The sequence below is a fragment of the Alteromonas marina genome (assembly GCF_000808575.1).
GTDB classification, from domain to species: Bacteria; Pseudomonadota; Gammaproteobacteria; order Enterobacterales; family Alteromonadaceae; genus Alteromonas; species Alteromonas marina_A.
Map to the genome: position 1 here is coordinate 187092 of NZ_JWLW01000012.1, position 20242 is coordinate 207333.

At 45.1% G+C, this 20242-nt stretch carries 18 protein-coding genes; 10 read left to right on the forward strand and 8 right to left on the reverse strand.

Annotation, left to right across the window (positions count from 1 at the left end; genetic code table 11):
• Positions 1–156: 156 nt before the first annotated feature.
• From RJ41_RS06465 to RJ41_RS06480, 4 genes are all read right to left on the reverse strand, one after another.
• Complete coding sequence (locus RJ41_RS06465; protein ID WP_039218428.1) at positions 157–3411, reverse strand: VPS10 domain-containing protein; 3255 nt, start codon at positions 3409–3411, stop codon at positions 157–159.
• A gap of 167 nt (positions 3412–3578) precedes the next feature.
• Entirely contained in the window at positions 3579–4466 is an 888-nt protein-coding gene (locus RJ41_RS06470; RefSeq protein ID WP_039218431.1) for an SDR family NAD(P)-dependent oxidoreductase, read from the reverse strand.
• A 272-nt stretch (positions 4467–4738) separates the two neighbouring features.
• Positions 4739–5431 (reverse strand): SDR family oxidoreductase, encoded by a 693-nt coding sequence (locus RJ41_RS06475; protein WP_039218434.1) that lies wholly within the window; start codon positions 5429–5431, stop codon positions 4739–4741.
• Between the two features lie 14 nt (positions 5432–5445).
• Entirely contained in the window at positions 5446–6000 is a 555-nt protein-coding gene (locus RJ41_RS06480; RefSeq protein WP_039218437.1) for a type 1 glutamine amidotransferase domain-containing protein, read from the reverse strand.
• 397 nt (positions 6001–6397) lie between these two features.
• On the opposite strand from RJ41_RS06480, the gene RJ41_RS06485 reads away from it, so the two are divergent.
• The 4 genes from RJ41_RS06485 (at position 6398) to RJ41_RS06500 (ending at position 11574) form a co-directional block, all read left to right on the forward strand.
• Positions 6398–7351, forward strand: coding sequence for a YihY/virulence factor BrkB family protein (locus tag RJ41_RS06485; RefSeq protein ID WP_039218438.1), 954 nt, complete (start codon positions 6398–6400; stop codon positions 7349–7351).
• 162 nt (positions 7352–7513) lie between these two features.
• Positions 7514–8674 carry an MFS transporter gene (locus tag RJ41_RS06490; protein WP_039218440.1) on the forward strand — a complete coding sequence of 387 codons (1161 nt, stop codon included), beginning with the start codon at positions 7514–7516 and terminating at the stop codon, positions 8672–8674.
• A gap of 104 nt (positions 8675–8778) precedes the next feature.
• Entirely contained in the window at positions 8779–10953 is a 2175-nt protein-coding gene (locus RJ41_RS06495; RefSeq protein ID WP_156964764.1) for a marine proteobacterial sortase target protein, read from the forward strand.
• Positions 10954–11004: 51 nt separating this feature from the next.
• The gene (locus RJ41_RS06500; protein WP_039218443.1) at positions 11005–11574 is read left to right on the forward strand and encodes a class GN sortase; all 570 of its coding nucleotides are present in this window, start codon (positions 11005–11007) and stop codon (positions 11572–11574) included.
• Between the two features lie 85 nt (positions 11575–11659).
• Here RJ41_RS06500 and RJ41_RS06505 read toward each other — a convergent pair whose 3' ends face one another.
• Both RJ41_RS06505 and add read right to left on the reverse strand, forming a co-directional pair.
• Positions 11660–13090, reverse strand: coding sequence for a glycoside hydrolase family 28 protein (locus RJ41_RS06505; RefSeq protein ID WP_039218446.1), 1431 nt, complete (start codon positions 13088–13090; stop codon positions 11660–11662).
• A 141-nt stretch (positions 13091–13231) separates the two neighbouring features.
• Positions 13232–14227 carry an adenosine deaminase gene (add, locus tag RJ41_RS06510; RefSeq protein WP_014977168.1) on the reverse strand — a complete coding sequence of 332 codons (996 nt, stop codon included), beginning with the start codon at positions 14225–14227 and terminating at the stop codon, positions 13232–13234.
• 305 nt (positions 14228–14532) lie between these two features.
• Here add and RJ41_RS06515 point away from each other — a divergent pair, with 305 nt between their 5' ends.
• Positions 14533–15441, forward strand: coding sequence for a hypothetical protein (locus tag RJ41_RS06515; RefSeq protein ID WP_039218449.1), 909 nt, complete (start codon positions 14533–14535; stop codon positions 15439–15441).
• Between the two features lie 193 nt (positions 15442–15634).
• Here the strand turns inward: RJ41_RS06515 and RJ41_RS06520 are convergent, their stop codons facing one another.
• Positions 15635–16276 (reverse strand): peroxiredoxin-like family protein, encoded by a 642-nt coding sequence (locus RJ41_RS06520; protein WP_039218454.1) that lies wholly within the window; start codon positions 16274–16276, stop codon positions 15635–15637.
• Positions 16277–16531: 255 nt separating this feature from the next.
• Between RJ41_RS06520 and RJ41_RS06525 the strand changes: the two genes are divergently transcribed.
• From RJ41_RS06525 to RJ41_RS06535, 3 genes are all read left to right on the forward strand, one after another.
• Complete coding sequence (locus RJ41_RS06525) at positions 16532–17080, forward strand: YaeQ family protein (RefSeq protein ID WP_039218456.1); 549 nt, start codon at positions 16532–16534, stop codon at positions 17078–17080.
• Positions 17080–17388, forward strand: coding sequence for a hypothetical protein (locus tag RJ41_RS06530; RefSeq protein ID WP_039218461.1), 309 nt, complete (start codon positions 17080–17082; stop codon positions 17386–17388). The genes RJ41_RS06525 and RJ41_RS06530 overlap by 1 nt, the downstream gene beginning before the upstream one ends.
• A 267-nt stretch (positions 17389–17655) precedes the next feature.
• Entirely contained in the window at positions 17656–18066 is a 411-nt protein-coding gene (locus RJ41_RS06535; RefSeq protein WP_039218464.1) for a hypothetical protein, read from the forward strand.
• A 91-nt stretch (positions 18067–18157) separates the two neighbouring features.
• Here RJ41_RS06535 and RJ41_RS06540 read toward each other — a convergent pair whose 3' ends face one another.
• Positions 18158–18616 (reverse strand): retropepsin-like aspartic protease family protein, encoded by a 459-nt coding sequence (locus RJ41_RS06540; RefSeq protein WP_039218467.1) that lies wholly within the window; start codon positions 18614–18616, stop codon positions 18158–18160.
• 331 nt (positions 18617–18947) lie between these two features.
• Between RJ41_RS06540 and RJ41_RS06545 the strand changes: the two genes are divergently transcribed.
• Positions 18948–19316, forward strand: a complete 369-nt coding sequence (locus tag RJ41_RS06545) for a hypothetical protein (RefSeq protein WP_039218469.1) — start codon at positions 18948–18950, stop codon at positions 19314–19316.
• A 195-nt stretch (positions 19317–19511) separates the two neighbouring features.
• Positions 19512–20186, forward strand: coding sequence for a nitroreductase family protein (locus RJ41_RS06550; RefSeq protein WP_039218472.1), 675 nt, complete (start codon positions 19512–19514; stop codon positions 20184–20186).
• The last annotated feature ends 56 nt before the right edge of the window (positions 20187–20242 follow it).

The following is a 20242-nucleotide window of genomic DNA, read 5'->3' on the forward strand; positions in this document are numbered from 1 at the left end:
AAGATTTTGATGCAAACAAAAAAGAAAACAATGACGGTCTCACTAAGCGATACACAAAAGAAAAAATAAGTATGTACCGATAAATTTGGTAAAAAGATGAAAGGCGCGGCAGTAAATCTACTGCCGCGTGTTAGGTCCAATGAGCCCCAGTGACCGCTATTTCGCGATTACAGGCAGACCAGCAGTCCATGGACCACCCGCATCAAGCACTGCCTGCTGCAGCTTCGGTACAGCGGTGTTTTGCAACGTACTGATGCGCGTTACCACGCTATCTAAGCTATTTTGCGCATAGCCAAGCTGATCTTTGTGCTGCTGTGTGGGGCCGTAAGAAGAGCCCAACGCAGAACGCGCGTAGCGCAAGCGACTCATAATGTTCGCCGGTTTAATTCCCATTTTGTCGCGAGATTTAAGACCATAAAACGCTCTGTTCACTTCGTTTATTTCATCTTGAATAGCAGCAAACTGCGCTTCAAGTTTAGCCACATCACTGGGTGTGCGGTCGATAGCCGTTCGCAATAGTGCCATTGTATCTTTAAGCTGCGTTAGCACGGTAGTAGAAGACAGTGCGCGTTTTTGAGCACGGCTTACGTCATTTGAATAAGCAGCTATTTCCTCATAAGTCGCACCCTCAAGCGCGCCCTGATAAATTGGCTGTAGTTCAAACGAAACAGCTTCAGAAAGTGGCGTTACCTTAGCATCAACGCGCTTAAATAAAGTAGCGGTATAGGTGCCAGGCAGTGCCATTAAACCTCTATCCTTACTTTCTTTATCAGTAAGCGGCGCAGTTGACGTATGCTTCATATCCCAGGTGATGCGATGTAAGCCTTTCTTCACTTTACCCTCTACACGCTTTATAACGTCGCCTTCGCTATCTTTTATTTCAACGTAAATAGCGGGTGCCGCTTCTTGATTTTCTGCCTCAACGGCCTCCCAACTTGGATATTTAGGGTACTTCTTATCTTCAATTAGCTTTTTCTCTGCTTCCTGGCGTTTTTCTTTTGCCGTAAGCAAGCTGTCTTTCAGATAATAAGTAAACGTTGCACCGTGCTCAGGGTTCTCGGCCACAAAGCGATCGTCACCGTCGGAGTCTGTATGATTGTCATCTAATTGGAACCACTTAACCGGACGGCTTGGGGCAAACAAAATAGCCTCTTGCTGCATCGACTTTTCAGTTAACGAACGCAGTGGCGCGTAGTCATCAAGAATGTAAATCCCACGACCAAACGTACCTGCAACTAAATCGTTTTCACGACGCTGAATTTTCACATCTCGGGTTGAAATGGTCGGTATACCGCCTTCTAACTCAACCCAGTCTTTACCGCCATTTACCGAGAAAAATAATCCAAACTCTGTACCGATAAAAAGCAAGTCTTTGTTTACATGGTCTTGCACAATGCGCCACACCAGGTGCTTTTCAGGTAAGTCATCGGCCAGTGAAGTCCAACTTTTGCCTAAGTTAGTCGACTTAATTAAATAAGGCTTGTAGTCGCCGTATTTATGATTATCAAGCGCAACGTATACAGTATTAGGGTCAAACAAATCTGCGCGAATATCGTTCACGTAAGAATTGGCTGGAATGCCCTTAATGTCATCTAGCTCAATCTTTTTCCAAGATTTACCACCGTTTGTGGTTACTTGAATAATACCGTCGTCGGTACCCGCCCACAGAATGTTTTCATCTACCGGACTTTCAGCGAAATTGGCAATGGTGTGAAATTCGGTCATGGCGTACAGATCCCAACCGGCTTCTACCGACCATGTGCGCCCCATCAATGGCGAGTGCATACGATTGCCGTTTTTCGTTAAATCGCCCGATACCGGCGTCCAGCTATCGCCGCGATCATCGCTTCGCCAAACGCGCTGCGAAGCAAAGTAAATACGTGCAGGGTCGTGTGCCGACACATTAATTGGTGCATCCCAGTTGTATCGTTCTGCCGGGTCTCCAGGCAATGGCTGAGGCTTAATATAAACCCCTTCACGGGTTTTCATATCCACGCGGGTCAAATTTCCCTGCTGCCATTGCGAATACATAATATCTGGGTTACCAGGCTCTGTTGCCGGGCCGTGTCCGTCTCCACCTAACGTCAAGAACCAATCTTTATTCTTAATCCCTTCTTCTCGCATAGTGCGCGAAGGACCGCCTTGGGTAGAGTTATCCTGTGCACCTGCGTAAATTTTGTAAAATGGCTTTGAATCATCTGGCGCAACTTTGTAGAACTGGGTCAACGGTAAGTTCGCCATAAAGCGCCAGTTAGCCATTCTGTCGTGAGACATGTAAATACCACCATCAGATCCCATTAAAACAAAATCCGGATCGGTTGGGTGGAATGCCATGGCGTGATCGTCTACGTGCTTGCGTTTTGTATTAATGGGCGTCCACGTCTTACCACCATCATCCGACACTTTACTGTAGTTACTGGCAATATAAACACGGTCAAACTGATGCTGGTCAGCGAAGATTTCCTGATAGTAATGAGGGCCTGTTCCACCGCCTACTTCGTCTGACATTTTAGTCCAGCTAGCGCCTTGGTCGGCTGAGCGATAGAAGCCACCGCCGCGATTGTCGGTTTCAATAGTTGCGTAAATAACATCTGGGTTCATGGGCGATATGGCCATTCCAATTTTACCCATGTTGCCTTGTGGCAAGCCTGTTTTAAGCTCAGTCCAAGTTTCGCCGCCATCGTTAGAAGTATGAATACCAGCGCCTTCGTTAGTGCCCACATAAGCACCAATGGAACGCTGGCGCGCCCACGTCGCAGCATATAGTTTGTCGGGGTTACGCGGGTCAATAAGTAATGACGTTACGCCGGTCCATTTATCAGCTGGCTTTAGTACCTGCTTCCAAGTTTCGCCACCATCGGTGGTTTTGTATAGACCGCGCTCGCCGCCACCGCTCCACAGTGGCCCTTGCGCTGAAACCCATACGATATCTGGGTTAGTAGGATGGATAATAATGTCTGAAACATGCTCTGACTTCTTAAGCCCCATGTTCTTCCAAGTTTGGCCGCCATCTAGTGACTTATAAACACCGTCGCCAAAGCTAATGTGACGGCCACCATTATTTTCGCCCGTTCCCACCCAAATGATATTTGAGTTACTTGGCGCAATGGTTACATCACCGATAGAGTAAACAGGCTGGTCGTCGAAGATTGGCGTCCAGGTCGTGCCCGCATTGGTGGTTTTCCATACGCCACCTGAGCCAACCGCGGTATACCATGTTGAGGGATTATTCTGATCGATTGCGATATCAGCGATACGTCCAGACATATATGCAGGTCCAATGTTTCTAAGCTCCATAGCTTTGAACGTTGAACTGGTGAAAACTTCATTTTTGTCGTTTTTGTCTGCAAAGGCGGGCGTGCACGAAAGTGCAACTGATACAGCAACTGCCGCTTTAAGAAGCTTTTTCATTATTGTTATCCAGTGTGTTTTTATAGAGGCTCAAGCCCCTTTATGAATTTGTAGCATTACCACTTTATAGCATTACTAACAAATGCTTAAAGTTACAATGTAGTACACGACCAACGACCCATTACAAAAGTTGAAAACGAAAATCTTGTTCCTCAGTGTGCGTAGTTCTAAAAAGTAACAATTTCGTCATTGATAAGGTGACCAACAACCGGACTCTGCTCGGCATCCACAAAAGCGCTGTCGATAGCATCAAAACGCGCCGTGGTAACCTTGCGATAATTAGGGTGAGTATAAATATAGGTTTGCTTGGCCTTTAGCGCTTCTACCACACGCTCCGCGAGTACTGTTGCAGCAATACCCGACTCTACTGCCTTAGTGGCTGCTTGAGCTCCTGCTTTAAGCTTTTCTTTATCAATGCGTTTTTCAGCTGCTACTGCGTATTTTTGCTGCCTATTTCTATACGACTCGTGAATGCGGGTTTTCACGAATGCTGGACACAATACAGAAGTATGGATTCCAAAAGGTTTTAATTCTGGTACCCAGCTTTCTGTCATAGAGACAACCGCAGCCTTTGATGCGCAGTAGGCCGCCGCATATGGCATGCCCATCATTCCTGCCATCGACGCCACGTTTAGCACCCAGCCTCCTTCGCCGTGCTCTTTAATAGCTGGCACGCATGCTTGTGCGCCATAAAGTACGCCCATAACGTTGACGTCCATTACCCAGCGCCAGGTCTCATGCTCCGAATCTTCAACTTTCCCCGGCGTACCGCCAACGCCAGCATTATTGATGACCATATGAACCTTGCCAAACTTCTCTTTGGCGTTAGCTACAATATCTTCCCACTGAGCGTAATCGGTAACATCAAGGGCGCAAGTCAATACATCGAAACCTTTCTCACGTAAGTCGTTACCCGATTCGGTTAATACAGCATTATCAATATCGCCCATGACGATATTCATACCCTGCCGTGCCAATGCCTCAGCCAGCGCTAACCCTATGCCGCCAGCGGCGCCAGAAATAATAGCGGTCTTACCCGTAAATTCGTTCGACATCTTACTCTCCTGTTATTGTTATTGCGCCGCGGGCCCTTTGGGAAAGCCATTTCGATGAGGAGTTTGCAATCGCCTATCTCACTCAACTAGCGCTTATCTACACACCTAGATTAGGGGTAACAGGATGGGGAAAATACTTTATTTGGCTAATTTGAATAGCTTCATGAAATTAATAAGGCAGGTTAAAAGTAAGGGCGGGGCAAACAAAAAAGGGCAGTGACTAACCTTGCCCTTTGCTTGAATAAATTACCTCTTACCCGTGGTTAGTTCGTTTACTTCGCCGGCATAACATAAACCTCGCGAACGCAGGCTGACTCTTCTGCGCTTAGGGCAAACAATACCGATTTTGCGATATCCCCTGGCTGAAGCTTATCTTCCTTAGGTTCATCGAAAAATGGCGTATTCACCATACCAGGACAGATAGTGGTACAGCGGCCGCCCCACTCGCGCATTTCTTCGGCGAGGTTCTGACCGAAACCATAAGCAAACCACTTACTTGCCCCATATACAGAGCCTTTCAGGGCTATTCGACCGGCGACCGAAGACGTAATAATGAAGTGGCCTTGCGTATCTCGCAGGTACGGCAATCCAGCTTTTGCAGTATAAAGCAGTCCATTTACGTTTGCGCCCAGCATGCCATCCCAGTCATCTACGTCCCCCTTTTCAATGCCGGCGGCTTTCGCGCCACGCCCGGCATTAGCGAAAATGCCGTCAATGCGACCGAAATGTTCGCTCGCCTTTTTAAACGCCGTATCGACATCTTTAAAGTCGCTTACGTCAGCTTTGACAGCAAATGCATTATCATTGCCAAGCTCTTCAACCAAGGCACGCAGTTTGTCCTCACTTCTCGCTAAGAGGGCAACGTTAAAACCGTTATTTACCAGTTGCTTTGCCGTTTCTTCGCCAATGCCGCTGGAAGCCCCCGTTATCGCGATAACCTTTTTATCTGTAGCTGCGGTGGACATACACTTCCTCCTTTTTATTGGGCAACCATTTCACTAATTTTGTCTACGAAAGCTGGAATATCATCTGGGTTTCTACTGGTCACCAGCTTTGCATGGGTCACCACTTCCTCATCAACCCACGTCGCACCAGCATTTTTCAGATCTGTTTGGATACTAGGAAACGAAGTGAGTGCTGCACCTTTCGCTAATCCAGATTCCACCAGCAACCATGGTCCATGACAGATAGCACCTATAGCTTTAATACTTGCCGCGCTGTTTGCACTTTTGATGAAGGCAACAGCATCTTCATTGGTACGCAGCACATCGGGATTGATTTGACCGCCGGGTAGCACAAGGGCATCGTAATCTTCAGGGTTTACAGACGTAACTTGTTTATCAACGTTAATTTCTTTTCCCCAGTTGTCTTCGTCCCATGCTTTGATCGTCGACTGATCATCAATAGATAGCACTTCAACGTCAGCACCTTGCTCAATAAACTTGTCTCTTGGTTGAATCAACTCGCTTTGCTCAAAACCATTGGTTGCCAAAATAGCGATTTTCTTGCCCTTTAGGTTTTGGATATTGCTCATAATGTTCACTCCTTTTGAAAGACGAAATGTAAAGCTAGAAAAAACAGGGGTCGCCACACGACAGGAATAACTGTCCGCCTACCACCTTTAGCAAATCCCATCAGGTGAACGCGTTAGTTTGCGCATGGCATAACCTAGCTCTTACTATCTAGCTAAGGTGGTATTGAAGGTGCAAATTACAAACCATCCAAACCAACAAGCGTAAACCATTGATTAAATTACAATAAATAAAAACCAACATTTTCATCAACATTGATAGCCACGCACATATTCAGATTTTGTGAACGATTTACAGAGCTTCTTTCTCGTTCCTTTTTTAAGTTGATGTAAGCCGACAGCGAAGTTTTCATGTATCAAGCTTTAAGAGTTTTATCGTTTAGGCAAAACATGAGGACACATGAGCAAGGAACGTTTCAACCACGCTAAATCTGCATTCGAGCTTTCTTTGAAAAGTTGGTGGAGTATTTCAAAGCGTATTTTCACTAGCCTGCAAAAAGATAACATTCCTCTTATCTCTGCTGGCGTTGCCTTTTACTGCTTGCTGGCTATCTTCCCACTATTAGGGGCAACTATTGCCTTGTATGGGCTTATTGTCTCTCCCGATGAACTGCAAAGTCATATGGCATTGCTGGTAAATGTAGTACCAAATGACAGTCGCTACATCATTGAAGAACAGCTTAAAAATTTGACCGAGAAGTCGAATACTGCATTAGGCTGGAGTTTTTTATTTACTCTGCTCTTGTCACTGTGGAGCAGTAGCAAAGGCGCCAACGCACTGATAAAAGCATGCAACATTACCTATAGCGAGGCGGAAGGAAGAGGCTTTTTCAAAGGTATTCTAGCGCGCATTACGTGCACCATATTTATGATCCTTACCGTAATTGTGTCCCTCGCCTGCATCACCATTTTACCCGAAGCAATAAACTGGATGACGTCAAATGCCCTTAGTACCGAGCAAGCCATGTGGGTGACTTGGCCGGTGATGCTGGCCCTATTTAATATTGCGCTTTCAGCCCTATATCGATATGCGCCACACCGACGAGAAGCTCAGTGGCGCTGGGTGACGCCGGGTTCAGTTTTTGCCACGTTATTATGGGTAGTAGCCTCATATGGCTTTTCGATATACCTCAATGAATTTGGAAGTTACAACAAAACCTACGGCTCCGTTGGGGGAATTATTATCTTGCTCATGTGGTTGTATTTAACCGCGTATATCATTCTAATTGGTGCAGAGGTGAACTCGTCGATAGAGCTCCAAACTACTGCAGACAGTACGGTGGGGGAAGACAGACCAATGGGCGAAAGAAATGCATTTGTGGCAGATCATACACCGGATGATTTAAGGCACTAATGCTTAAACTATCTGAGGCGCATGCACTATCTAGCAGCGCCTTCCTCACCATCAATTTTTAGCATCTTTACGAGCATTTCTTTTCATTTTACCTATATCAGAATTTGCCTCATATTCGCGCCGCGAAATTATCTTCTCTTTCCTCTGATGTAAGGCATTACCTTGGACAACACCTTAATTCCGCCCGCCAAAGCGCGGGTTTCTGTTCCCGTTATTGCGCTGGGTATGTACGCAGTTGCGTCTGGATATTTGATGAGTCTGATCCCACTAATGCTCAGCCATTACAACCTAGACACGGCTATCGCCAGTTGGCTTGCCAGTAGCTTTTACGCAGGATTACTTGTAGGTGCCCTTAGCATTGAACCGCTGGTCACCCGCATTGGGTACAAGCACGGTTTTGCACTGTGTTTAGGCGTATTATTGCTAACTATTGTAGTAATGCCTTTGTTTGCTCACACCGCAGTTTGGCTTGTGGCTCGGTTAGTGGCTGGCGTTGCTGTAGCGGGTGTATTTGTTATCGTAGAGTCGTGGCTTTTACACGGCGACGAAGCCGATAGAGCCAAACGTTTAGGCTTGTACATGGGCGCACTGTACGGGGGAAGCTCTTTAGGTCAGTTAGGTATTGGCGCTATTGGCGTAGGCGGCATGCTTCCTTTTGCTGCCATTTTCACCATGTTGATTTTAGCCATTGGCCTACTTTTGTTTGCAAAGAGCGAACAGCCTGAAGCTTCCCACAGTACGCCACTGTCGCTAAAGCAAATATCGAAACTAAATCATGCCGCAATTATTGGTTGCATAGTGTCAGGCTTAACCCTAGGTGCCATTTACGGCTTAATGCCTCTTGAACTATTAAACCGCGGCATTGCTCATGACGATTTGGGTAGCTTAATGGCCTTAATTATTTTAGGCGCTATGGCAGTTCAACCTTTAATTCCTGCGCTATCCAAGTACTTAGGCCGCACGTTACTCATGGCGCTATTTTGTTTGCTAGGTGTCGCCGCCATAACATTAACCGCAGCGGTTAGTGGTATATACGCTTTGGGAGCAGGTCTGTTTCTATTAGGGATGGCAATATTTGCCCTATACCCAGTGGCAATAAATCTCGCCTGCGACAAACTCGATGCTAGCTTCATTGTATGCGCCACACAGGTCATGCTTTTCAGCTACAGCGTGGGTTCAGTAGTAGGCCCACTTATTGCCGATAACTTTTTAGTAGGCCCTCAAGGATTGATGGGCTACTTATTTGCGTGCCTACTTGCTACCAGTATTTATATGCTGATAGCCAGTGTTAAAACCAAAGGTCGTGCTATGGCAGGCGAGTAACACTCTCGCCACCATTGCCCATTAGATTGCCATAATCTCTGTTCACAATTCGCCCTATTCAGGGCGTTTAATGGTAAGTATCGATACTAAAGCGAGCTTACCTGATGCTATTTTCCAAAACACCCAAACGGGATTATTTAACACCTTCCAATACTCACAAACCTTGGTTTAGAGAACGGCAACATGCAACTAAGCCGAGTAATCACAGGTTGCTTATCCTTACTTCCTTCCTCTGTTTTTTGCTTGGTGTAGTAGTTAGCCCGCTAAGTCGCGCTGAGTCTGGCGAATTGATGCTGCAAAGCGAAGACGGTGAGTCTTCCCCCGCCCTATTGCATTCAACTGACGTGGATTTGCAGGTGAATGGCATGATTGCGCACGTTACCTATTCTCAAAAATTCACTAACGCCAGTAATGAATGGAAGCATGCCGTTTACACCTTTCCGCTTAATGAAAACGCGGCGATTAACAGTATGGAAATGCGTATAGGAGACAGAATAATCCGGGGGCAAATTAAGCCGAAGGCAGAAGCGAAAGAAGCATTTGAAGCAGCCAAAAAAGCGGGAAAGAAAGCCAGTTTAACAGAGCAACAACGCCCAAATTTATTCACCCAGCAGGTCGCGAATATAGCGCCGGGTGAGGAAATAACGGTGACACTTCAGTATGTACAACAAGTAGACTACCGCGATGGTAAATTTACTTTTCACTTGCCTACTACGCTCACTCCTCGCTATTCGCCCGGCATTCCGCTAAATCAGTTTAACGAGAATATAGAAGCTGAAATATCAGGTACAGGTTGGGGAGAACCCACAGATAAGGTACCCGATGCTAGAGCTATCACGCCTTATATGAGAGAAGGTAATGAAGGCCCGCAACTTACGTTCAACGCAACACTCAATACCGGTTTAACGCTTAATAGCGTCACTAGCAGAAATCACCGTGTGAATTGGTCAGAATCCACAGGTGATTATCTTGTCACCTTTAACCAAAGCAATATCAAAATGGACCGAGACATTTGGCTAGAGTGGCAGCCTTCGCCCTCTAGTGCGCCACAAGCAGCTATTTTCACTGAATCGAAAGGTCAGCATGACTACGCCCTTGTTATGCTAATGCCGCCACAAGTGAAGAGCCAAGATTTACAGGATTTTGATCGCGATATCACCTTCGTTATCGACACGTCAGGCTCTATGGGAGGTCGCCCAATTGTCGACGCAAAAGAGAGTTTACAATTAGCGATAGACCGCTTGAGTGAGAAAGACCGATTTAATGTTGTAGCATTTAACAATGACACCACGCGTTTGTTTGAAACCTCGGTAGAGGGAACAACACGAAACAAGCAATATGCGAGGGACTTTGTAAAGCACCTCAATGCAGGGGGCGGCACTGAAATGGCGCCAGCGCTTAATTCCGCACTTAAACGCACGACAGCTGAAAACTATATAAAACAAGTTGTCTTTATTACCGATGGTGCGGTAGGCAATGAAGCTGCATTGTTCTCGCAAATAAAGAACGAACTCGGTGATGCGCGACTTTTTACAGTAGGCATAGGCAGCGCGCCTAATAGTTATTTTATGACCCGAGCCGCTCAGTTTGGTCGCGGAAGCTATGTTTTTGTTAGCAATACGGCAGATATTAAACAGCAAATGGATAGCTTGCTTTATAAATTAGAAAGCCCTGTGTTGAGTGATTTGAGCCTCACTCTTCCGGCTGGCTATGCACAGTCAGCAGAGATTTACCCTTCTAAGATCCCTGATTTATACGCGGGTGTTCCTTTGCTTTTGAATGTGAAACTGCCTCATAACGCCGGTACAAGCGGAAAAATAACTCTTCAGGGCGCACTTGTAGACAAGCAGGGCACTACTCGCGAGTGGACCCGTTCGGTAGCAATATCGCCAACGTCGACAGGTTCTACTCAACACCTTGGCGTAGCGACTGCTTGGGCAAGAAAGAAAGTGGCGGCGTTAATGGATGAAAAAGCGTTAGGGCGAAATGTAGATGAAGTAAGACAGGACATACTTGCTGTAGCCCTGCCCCATAAACTGATAACAGAGTTCACCAGCTTCGTTGCTATTGAAGAAAAAATAGCAAATACACAGGGCATACCGTCTTCCACCGAAAACGTAAGAAACTTAATGCCACAGGGAACGCAATTCAGACAAATCAGTTACCCCCAAACCGCAGCGGGTGTATCTGAACATGTCGTATTAGGCATGATTGCCATGCTTTTATTGTCGCTTTTTCACAGCGTCGCCTTCTTGCGAAACAAAGGGGGACGAGATTAGCACCTTAAGCTCATTTCTTTATTTTTTGACTGAATATTGCTTGGACAAACAATGATTAAATACTCTTTTACCATCATCTTAGTCTTGATCGCCGCAGCCAGCTTTGGCAAAGCTGGCTGGATATTACTGAAAGCTGAGCTGGCGCAATATTTAATTCAATCTTCGTGGGAAGAAACGCTAGCCACTGGCGCTAACCAGAAGCCTTGGCGTTGGTCTGATACTTGGCCAGTGGGCAAGCTGGTTCATGCCAAAAGCGACACACAGTTGTATGTACTAGAAGGCGCGCAGGGAAATGCCCTTGCATTTGGCCCTGGACACCACACCGACTCGCCCCCACTCGGACAGGGTGGTAGTGTGATTGGCGGGCATAGAGATACGCACTTCACGTTCTTAAAGAAGGTGAGAGCCCGAGATATTATGCAATTACAGTTGCCGAATTCACAGTGGGTAACCTACCGGGTTGTATCGAAGACGATAGTCGATGCCGCCTCGGCAATGAAAGTAGATGTAAATGGGCAGCAGCTCTATTTAGTTACCTGCTACCCATTTAATGCGGTATCAACACAAAGTAATTTACGCCTTGTTGTTGAGCTGGTCGAAACTGAAAGCCAGCGAACCTAAATAGGTTCGCCCTCAATTAATTAGCCGCTTGTTTGGGCGAAAATAAAGGACCAATGCGAACAACCTATCGCATTTAACCTGTTTTCTAGCGAGTAACAGATTCAATGTGCAGCGAAGAAAACGTGCCGTTCCAGACTTGCTCACCTATGGTGACATTTTCAAAACTAATATCGTCGGCATTTTCTAGGATAAGAATTTCTTCTGCTTCCTTGATTTTAATGTCTTTGAACTTAACGTTAAGCACAGGAACTGCGTCTGGAGCGTGAATTTCTAAAACCGTTCCTACATTTTCTACCGTTAAATCTTCAATAATAATGTCGGTATAGGTAGCTGGAAAATTACCATGTAAATTACTGGGGTAGTTTAGCTGGAACCAGAATAAGTGCTTAAACGAAGCCACTTTACTGCCTCTAATTCGAACCATTTCTACGCGCCCGCCTCTGTCTAAGTTGCTTTTAAAACGATATGCTGAGTCTCCCTCATGCAAGACATTGTTCTCGAAAAATACGCGCTTAATGCCGCCAGACATTTCCGAACCAAGACCAATGCCGTCTTCCCCGCCTAAATCATTGTTTCGTGCAACAATGTCTGTGCTAGGTATACCTAAATTTCGACCGTCTGCGTCTCTGCCAGACTTAATAACGATACCGTCATCACCGGTTCTAAAGTGATTATCTTCAGCAAGCACAAACTGGCTCGACTCAATATCTAACCCGTCGTTGTTGTACAGGTGACTTTCTACCTTCACTCGTCTTACCGTAGCATGAGACGTATAAACCAGATGATTAACCCAAAACGGGGAATTCAGGGCCGTATAATCTTCGAGCAGCACTCGCTTGGCGTGGAAAAACTGAATAAGCGGAGGGCGCAAGTAATGCCCTTCGCCGAACTGACGCTTCTCTACTGGAACGCCATCAAACCCCATTTTACGAAGCGCATGCATATCTGTATTTTGTTTCTCATACCAGCCAATGAACGCCGATTGGGCATTTCCGTCGATAGTACCTTTACCTGTAATTGCCACATCTTCCACATTTAGCGCATAAATTAGCGGTGAATAGGTAAATACCTCAGTCCCCTCCCAACGGGTTTTAACCACGGGTAGGTAGTGCGAAGGGTCGCCGGAAAATAGCAGAGTAGCGCCCTCCTCTAGGTGCAAGTTCACTTTGCTTTTAAGACGAATAGGACCGTCTACTTGCCATGTTCCTTTGGGCACAACTACAATACCGCCGCCGCTGGCAGAAGCCATGTCAATTACACGTTGAATTGGCGCTCGCGCTGCGCTTAGTGAAGTATCACTCACATCAACCACAAATTTTTCGTTTGGAATAGTGGGCAGCTGGATCTGATTTACAATCTGTTCAGCAATTTTCCAGTCTTCGTCAGTAGATGCCGACACATAGGAACAAGTTAGAAGGGTCACAATAAACGCCCCCCATCCCAAAGCCCGGCGGTGTGTGAAACGGCTGGGGTAACTACTCATAGAACGGTCAACATCAGGTATAAAGCGCAGCATAAAAGCTCCATTATTCAAGTCGTAACTTATTACGTTTAAGAAACAAAATATTCACATCACGACAATAATGCCACCGGTGGCATTATTAATCAAAATAATGTTACTGTCCGCTTAACCACGGCACGATTTTTATCTTTGGGATTAGTTTACTTTGCGTTTAAGTGCGGCTTTTTCGCTTTCACTTAAAAAAGCAATTGCCAGCGCATTCTCTTGCGCTTGTTTAATATGAGAAGGCATAAGGCCAGCTTGCTTAGCTGCAACGGAGAATTCGTGATCTAGCTCTACACCTTGAACTGCCGGGTCGTCGGTATTCAGACAGGCGAGTATGCCGTGATCCAAAAACGTTGTTAACGGGTGCTCAGCTAATGATGTGACCGTGTTCGTCAATACGTTGCTGGTTAAACAGCTTTCAATACCAATACGGTTGTCGCGCAAATAGTCCATTAACTTAGTATCATTAATAGCATTAACGCCGTGCCCTATACGCACAGCACCTAAGTCGTTAATGGCTTGCCAAATACTCTGTGGGCCTACAGCTTCACCTGCATGAATTGTGATAGGCAGCCCTTCGTGGCGCACTTTTGTAAAGTGATCTATGAACATATTGCCAGGAAAGCCTTTTTCATCCCCCGCCAAATCAATTGCAGTTATATGCGCTTTACAGGCCAAGATTGAATCTAGCTCATGCTGACATACTTCTGCGCCATAAGAACGCGACAAAATACCGATGAGATTAACTTTAATATCGTGATCTTTAGTTGCGCTTTTTACACCGTCTATCACGGCCTCAACCACACCTTGAGTTGGTAGCCCGTGACTTTCAGCCATAAAATAAGGACTAAAACGCAGCTCTGTGTAGTCAATACCCTGCTTAGCTGCATCTTCTACATTCTCTATCGCTACCCTTTTGCAGGCGTCGAGACTGCCTAACACCTTAACGCCCCAAGTAAGCTTATCTAAAAATGATACCAAATCGGGGGCGATCTCCATTACTTGAACATGCGGTCGCAAGCCCTCTAACGAATAAGCAGGCAAACAAATGTTAAATTGCTGACCAAGCTCCAGAATGGTTTGCAGACGCACATTGCCATCTAAATGACGATGTAAATCAAGTAATGGAAAGTTTTTATTTATCATGGAAATACGATGAGTTAAGGCGTAAGCCCTACTATACCACTTGGCGCTGTAAACCTCGCACTCTTGCAGAAAATAACTTTTTTATAGCGGGACAAAACAGTACTTTTTTTGAATCAAAATTTGTTTTAAGTTCGTTCTAGGCATCTAACTTCACTCTATCGATGCTTTTCTTGATTACTTTTCATAACTTTCAATAGCAACGAGCCAGTTGCTCGTTGGCGTGCGCCTTGTCACACAGGCTAAATACCACCAAAGAGCAACAGGCCTCTTCATTATCACCAAAAAACACTAACAGGAGCACAGTCATGTGCGGAAAATGTATAGAAGGCTGCTATTTAGCAGGCTGGCGTAATGGCGTGTATTCATTCGAATATATGCAAGAAGACCCCGATTTTATGGGGAAAGATGTAAAGGCAGCCCATGGCTTGGTGGAAGTGGTATGCTCATTAGGTTCTTCGCTCAGTGAGCTCCACACACTTGGATTAGCGGACTCGCCAATGATAGCTTGGGCAGCGTGGATTTATTCGAGAAACGAATTGCACACCCAAATCGATTTAACACGGCATGACGACGTTCTCAAATATCAGAGGGGCTTGCGTCATTCAAAAGAAAGTAAATGGGCTGAGATTAGTGCCCTCTACCCGAACATTGCGAAGTTTTTAGATAACCTAACGCTTCAAGACATTGCTAATACCCTCGATGAAACGCTTCTCGATGAAATTGAGACATGCCTTCTTGCTCTTCATGGTAACGGGTATTACACCTTTGAATTCGTAGAGTCTATGTTCGCTGCTGAAGGGCTATTCCCCATTATTGAGCTAAGTGAAACTGCAAAGCCGTCACTGTTTGTTGACCACGCACTTGAAATATTCTTACTAACCGAACATCTTTTACACTTTCGCCCATTGTCTTGGGCGCTTCGTGTGGCGTTAACTGTTGACTTAACGTGCGATTTCGACAGCTTTCATATGGCGTGGCGTCGATACACCGCTAACCGCGTGTTAAACGCGCTTCTAATAAATCGCAATTTGAAAGGTGTGTACGCGTTAGCAAGTACACTTGAACTCAATACCGTTCACGCTATATGTCAGCGGAACGTAGCGAATAAACACTTACTTACTCAGCTATTAAGCGTCGTAAACAACTGTAAAGGCGACACTTATATTGAACCTAAACGTCTAGCCGCGCACATCACTTCATTGATCTCAGTGTAAATGCTTACTCCTTACACTTTGATATTTTGAGATACGGTGACTCGGTGAATGGTTAAGTACAGCTCGTTATGACAGTCAAATACGTGCGAATCTAACTTAATCATTATAAGACGCGATGAAATGCAGTGCTCGATATCATAGAGTACTTATGGCATGCCTTACCAAGAACAACTACTTGGTAAGGCTATTCGCATTACATTTCTTTTTTAAGGGTTTCCGCAACCGCTAAAACTAAATCTGCCGACGGGCGAACTTTGAAGTCTGGGTTAACATAGCTAAACAAAACCTGCCCTTTTTTATTGAGCATGAAGATGCTGGGTGCTGGTAAAACACTATTACCACTTTCATCTTTTGTTAAGTTAATGCCATAGGTTTTGTACTTTAACTCAGTCACAGTATCTAGGTAGAATCCAACGCCGAACTCACGAATAGTGTCTAGTTTGTCGTCGGATAAAAGCGTAACCAAGAATTCTGTTTCAAGCTTTTGCTCTTGCAAGCGCTCTGGTGATTCAGGTGAAATGGCCAAAATCTGATAGCCCATATCCACCAAGTCTTTTTCAATATCTTTAAGCTGGGCAAGCTGCTCATTACAATACGGGCACCACCCGCCGCGATAAAAAAGTACAATGCTGGGCTTTTGCATGGTAAGCGCTTGTAAGCTTACTGGCGAGCCATCTGCCATTTTAAGCGTTGCTTTAGGCGCCACTTGACCATTAAGCAACGGCGTTACTGAATCTGCATCTTCTGCAATAGTACCACGATCCAAAGCATACGCATTTGATGCGCCTGCTATACAGGCGAACATTAACATCGCCATAGCCACTAGTCTCTTCATCAACCCTCTCCGTTTTCATTTTTGTTTCTTTAGTTTTTGGTTATCCGCGCTTTGCGCGATGTCCAATATGACCGAGAAGCTTCACTAGAAATTTCGCGCTCCAATAAATAAACCGACAAATACTTGTATTGGGCGCTACTCACCTACAGCGAAATTTGCTTTTTACTGCTACTATAGCGCCAAAACTTGCTATGCCATTTTTTACATAGCACACGGGGTTAACTTCAAGCCTCCTAAGAACAAAGCAGGGACACCATGGCTCTTAAAGCGACCATTTTTAAAGCTGACATATCCATAACGGATATGGATCGCAATTACTACAACGACCACAACCTTACTATTGCCCGTCACCCTTCTGAAAATGACGAACGAATGATGCTGCGCGTGGTTGCGTTTATTGTTAATGCTCATGAACGCCTACAGTTTACCAAAGGACTGTCTGACGACGACGTTCCAGATTTATGGCAAAAGAGTTTTAGCGATGAAATAGAACTGTGGATTGAGTTAGGCCAACCCTCTGAACAGCGCATCAAAAAGGGCTGCAATCAAAGCCAACAAATGATGATTTATTCCTACGCCGACAACAGCTTCGACGCGTGGTGGAAGAAAGAACATAACAAGCTACAAACCAAAAAGAACTTATCAGTTTTCACTTTGCCAGAGTCGCTTGCCGCTACTTTGGCCAATGCTGTTCATCGCTCTATGCAAATACAGGTTACTGTTCAAGATGGACAAATGTGGCTAACTATTGAAGGTGCGGATGTCACCGAGAGCGTTGAAGTGTCTATAGAGAAGCAGTTGTAATGAAAAAACTTTCTGCCGTTCAACTCAAACAGCAAGCACTGGTTTTTAGTGTAGCCGATAGCCTTGAAGCACAAGCGCTTGAAGAGTTAAAAGGTATGCAACAGTGTTGGTTTGACGTTCAGTATCATCAATTCCCGGGTTCTTTACTGCTTCGCTTTCAATTCGAAAATGAAGAAGCGGTGTCAAACGCTGAACCCGAGCTAAAGAAGTGGCAGCGAAAATTAAGCGCAGCGCTGCTTAAAAAAGGCGTCGTGTTGAAGGATATGCGTCGACATCTTATATTCACCACACAAGGCCCAGAAGAGTAACCCACATCACGCTTTGCAGAACAGGATATCCAAATTCTTTGTTCAATCTTAGCTAGGTTTGTTTTTGGTTATAAACCTTTCATTTTTCGGTATAAAGTCTACTTACACTTTATCTGGTAAGTAGGCTAGACTGGATTCGTCGAATATGCAGCTTGCCGAATATGATCAAAAAATGGCACGTAGCAAGTGGTTTCACAATGCCTATTCGGCCACACCATGTTGACAGGCTTAGAAATAAGCCACTATCCCAGCAAAAGGAGCTTCAAAATGAAAACTAAAGCAATGGCGTTAGCACTGTTACTGTCTTTAATGGGCTGTACTGAGTCTAGCGAAGAGACGAAAAGCGAAGTAAAAAAAGAGATGGAAAAAGCGGGCGAAGCGACAGCAGACGCCTATGACAGCGCAAAAGAAAGTGCTGCAGATTCTTGGGATAAAACCAAAGACGCGACCTCTGAGGCGTATGAAGACGGTAAAAAAATGGCTTCTGATGCCTATGAAGACGGCAAAGAGATGGCTTCAGACGCATACGAAGATAGCAAGAAAATGGCCTCTGACGCATACGACGCAACGGCTGAAAAAGCAGGCGAATTTAAAGACGCCGCAGCGAAGAAAGCTTATGAAGCTTGCGTAAAAATGAAAGAGCAAATGGGCGGCGACGTTAGCGAGTGCGACGATTAATTTAATCTTCCAGCGAAAAACAAATTTGAAAGCGAACCTTCGGGTTCGCTTTTTTGTTGGTGTTTAATTAAACAAAAGTGAGTCATTCAGGCTATTCACACCCGGCTAGAATCACAGCGTCTGGTGTTATAGTTAAAGGCGCGACCCTAAGCAACGTATTAATACCTAAAATATTGTTCCCTTTGGGAAGCACGGCCACTTCCACTGGCCCCACTTCGCACGTATTTCCTATACGAACCGAGTTTAATTGATACTGAGATATTTTAACGATCTTTCCATTTGCCATTCTGGCAGCAGAGGTTCTGGTGGCAAGAAGCTTTTGATTTCTTGTTAGCGCATCGAACGTAGCTTGATTGAGGGTTAATAAGCTTGAACCCGTATCCAATAGAAACGAAGCCTTTATGTTCGATTCTAGGGTCGCTTCTAGATACAGTGTTCCGCCTTTGCTTTGCGAAAGAGGAATATTTTGCTCTATCGCTGACACGGCAGATGTACATGCTAACCAGAAAGTTAGCAGAACAAATATGGGGATTTTATATTTTACACTCACCGCACATGCACCCTTTGTCGACTCTTTACATAGGTGTTGATTGACAGCAAGATAAAGACCAAAGGGTAAATGATTGATTTTACCGAAACTCTACAATACCAGACGGTGCTATAGCACCATAATAGTGCACATAACCATCCATTCCGCACCATCGTTAAACACTCCGTTTTCAACGCAGCAGCTTCTCTTTCAATCGCTCTCCATTCCCTTGATTACTCAAATTCTCTATATCCAGTTAGGTGATAGCAATCATCTATCACCAATACCCATTGTTTAGAACATTTTTGGTCATACAATAGACTAAAGTAGCAATTCAACGAGAGGACACGACATGAAATTACGCTATCTATTGGGTTCATTAATTACAGCTGTTTCGCTTGGTTTTTCTGCAAACGCATCGCAAGCTATGACGTCATCAACTGATGAAACCGTTGATGTACAAGTAGTTGATTATTCAGGAAAGCCGCCATTTAAACGCAAAATAGTAAGCTTATCGGTTAACGATGTAGCGCAATTAGAATCAGTAGGGCAAGAAGCAATTGAATACGTAGAAGTGAAAGAAGTCATCATGCGCGGTAAACCACCGTATCGCAGAGTGACAACCATGATGCCTGTGTATGATGTTGCCCAACTTGAAATGCTAGAAGAGCAAACTGATACTCAGAAACGCGGCACTCGCCCGCCGTTCAAACGCCACTAACAATATTTCTTACTATCAACATATTGCACCAAAGCGATTCACTTTTGCCTGAGTGAGTCGCTTTTTTATTGTGCATACTCGTTTACGCTATTTTTTATTTCGCGGTGTTCAACAAAGTCGATTTAGCGCGTTTTTATTTTTATTAACGTGCCACAAACGTTAGAGTAATTAAAAGCAATAAAAAAGAGATAATAAATGCAACCTCATGACCATTCTCCGCTAACTGATTTTATTGAATACCCTGAAGAGCAAATGCTTACTCGCAGCGAGGAGTTTTTGAAAACCATGCAGCGTCGCCACAGCATTCGCCATTTTAGCGACAGACCCGTTGATAAAGCGGTAATTGAAAACTGTATTTTGACCGCTGGCACTGCACCTAGTGGAGCGAATCATCAGCCTTGGCATTTCGCCGCGATACAGTCGCCTGAAGTAAAACAACAAATACGCGAACAGGCTGAAGCGCATGAGCGCGGTTTTTATAATGGGCGTGCGGGGCAACAGTGGCTAGATGACCTAAAGCCGTTAGGCACTGACGCAAGTAAACCCTATCTGGAAACCGCGCCTTGGCTTATTGCCGTATTCAGTCAAAAATTTGGTGAAACAGAAACGGGCGAAAAAAGCCAAAACTACTATGTGCACGAATCGGTGGGTATCGCGGTGGGTATGCTTATTACTTCGCTTCACAATGCAGGTTTGGCAACCTTGACCCACACACCAAAGCCATTGAACTTTTTAACCGAGGTCTGCCAACGGCCTGATAACGATCGTGCTTATATGCTCATTATTGCGGGCTATCCGACGGAAAACGCCACAATTCCTGCACACGCCATGCAGAAAAAGTCGCTTAGCGAAATTGCGAGCTTTCTTTAAATTTAAAAAGCGCGCAGTGCTTGAGCATATGAAGTAAACCAAGTATTTAAAACGGC

Excerpts from the sequence above, each read along its gene's own strand:
- RJ41_RS06515 (WP_039218449.1), top strand. The coding sequence starts at position 14,533 with ATGTGCGGAAAATGTATAGAAGGCTGCTATTTAGCAGGCTGGCGTAAT.
- RJ41_RS06480 (WP_039218437.1), bottom strand. The coding sequence starts at position 6,000 with ATGAGCAATATCCAAAACCTAAAGGGCAAGAAAATCGCTATTTTGGCA.
- RJ41_RS06495 (WP_156964764.1), top strand. The coding sequence starts at position 8,779 with ATGCTATTTTCCAAAACACCCAAACGGGATTATTTAACACCTTCCAAT.
- RJ41_RS06505 (WP_039218446.1), bottom strand. The coding sequence starts at position 13,090 with ATGCTGCGCTTTATACCTGATGTTGACCGTTCTATGAGTAGTTACCCC.
- RJ41_RS06545 (WP_039218469.1), top strand. The coding sequence starts at position 18,948 with ATGAAATTACGCTATCTATTGGGTTCATTAATTACAGCTGTTTCGCTT.
- add (WP_014977168.1), bottom strand. The coding sequence starts at position 14,227 with ATGATAAATAAAAACTTTCCATTACTTGATTTACATCGTCATTTAGAT.
- RJ41_RS06470 (WP_039218431.1), bottom strand. The coding sequence starts at position 4,466 with ATGTCGAACGAATTTACGGGTAAGACCGCTATTATTTCTGGCGCCGCT.
- RJ41_RS06550 (WP_039218472.1), top strand. The coding sequence starts at position 19,512 with ATGCAACCTCATGACCATTCTCCGCTAACTGATTTTATTGAATACCCT.
- RJ41_RS06525 (WP_039218456.1), top strand. The coding sequence starts at position 16,532 with ATGGCTCTTAAAGCGACCATTTTTAAAGCTGACATATCCATAACGGAT.
- RJ41_RS06485 (WP_039218438.1), top strand. The coding sequence starts at position 6,398 with ATGAGCAAGGAACGTTTCAACCACGCTAAATCTGCATTCGAGCTTTCT.
- RJ41_RS06465 (WP_039218428.1), bottom strand. The coding sequence starts at position 3,411 with ATGAAAAAGCTTCTTAAAGCGGCAGTTGCTGTATCAGTTGCACTTTCG.
- RJ41_RS06530 (WP_039218461.1), top strand. The coding sequence starts at position 17,080 with ATGAAAAAACTTTCTGCCGTTCAACTCAAACAGCAAGCACTGGTTTTT.
- RJ41_RS06500 (WP_039218443.1), top strand. The coding sequence starts at position 11,005 with ATGATTAAATACTCTTTTACCATCATCTTAGTCTTGATCGCCGCAGCC.
- RJ41_RS06475 (WP_039218434.1), bottom strand. The coding sequence starts at position 5,431 with ATGTCCACCGCAGCTACAGATAAAAAGGTTATCGCGATAACGGGGGCT.
- RJ41_RS06535 (WP_039218464.1), top strand. The coding sequence starts at position 17,656 with ATGAAAACTAAAGCAATGGCGTTAGCACTGTTACTGTCTTTAATGGGC.
- RJ41_RS06520 (WP_039218454.1), bottom strand. The coding sequence starts at position 16,276 with ATGAAGAGACTAGTGGCTATGGCGATGTTAATGTTCGCCTGTATAGCA.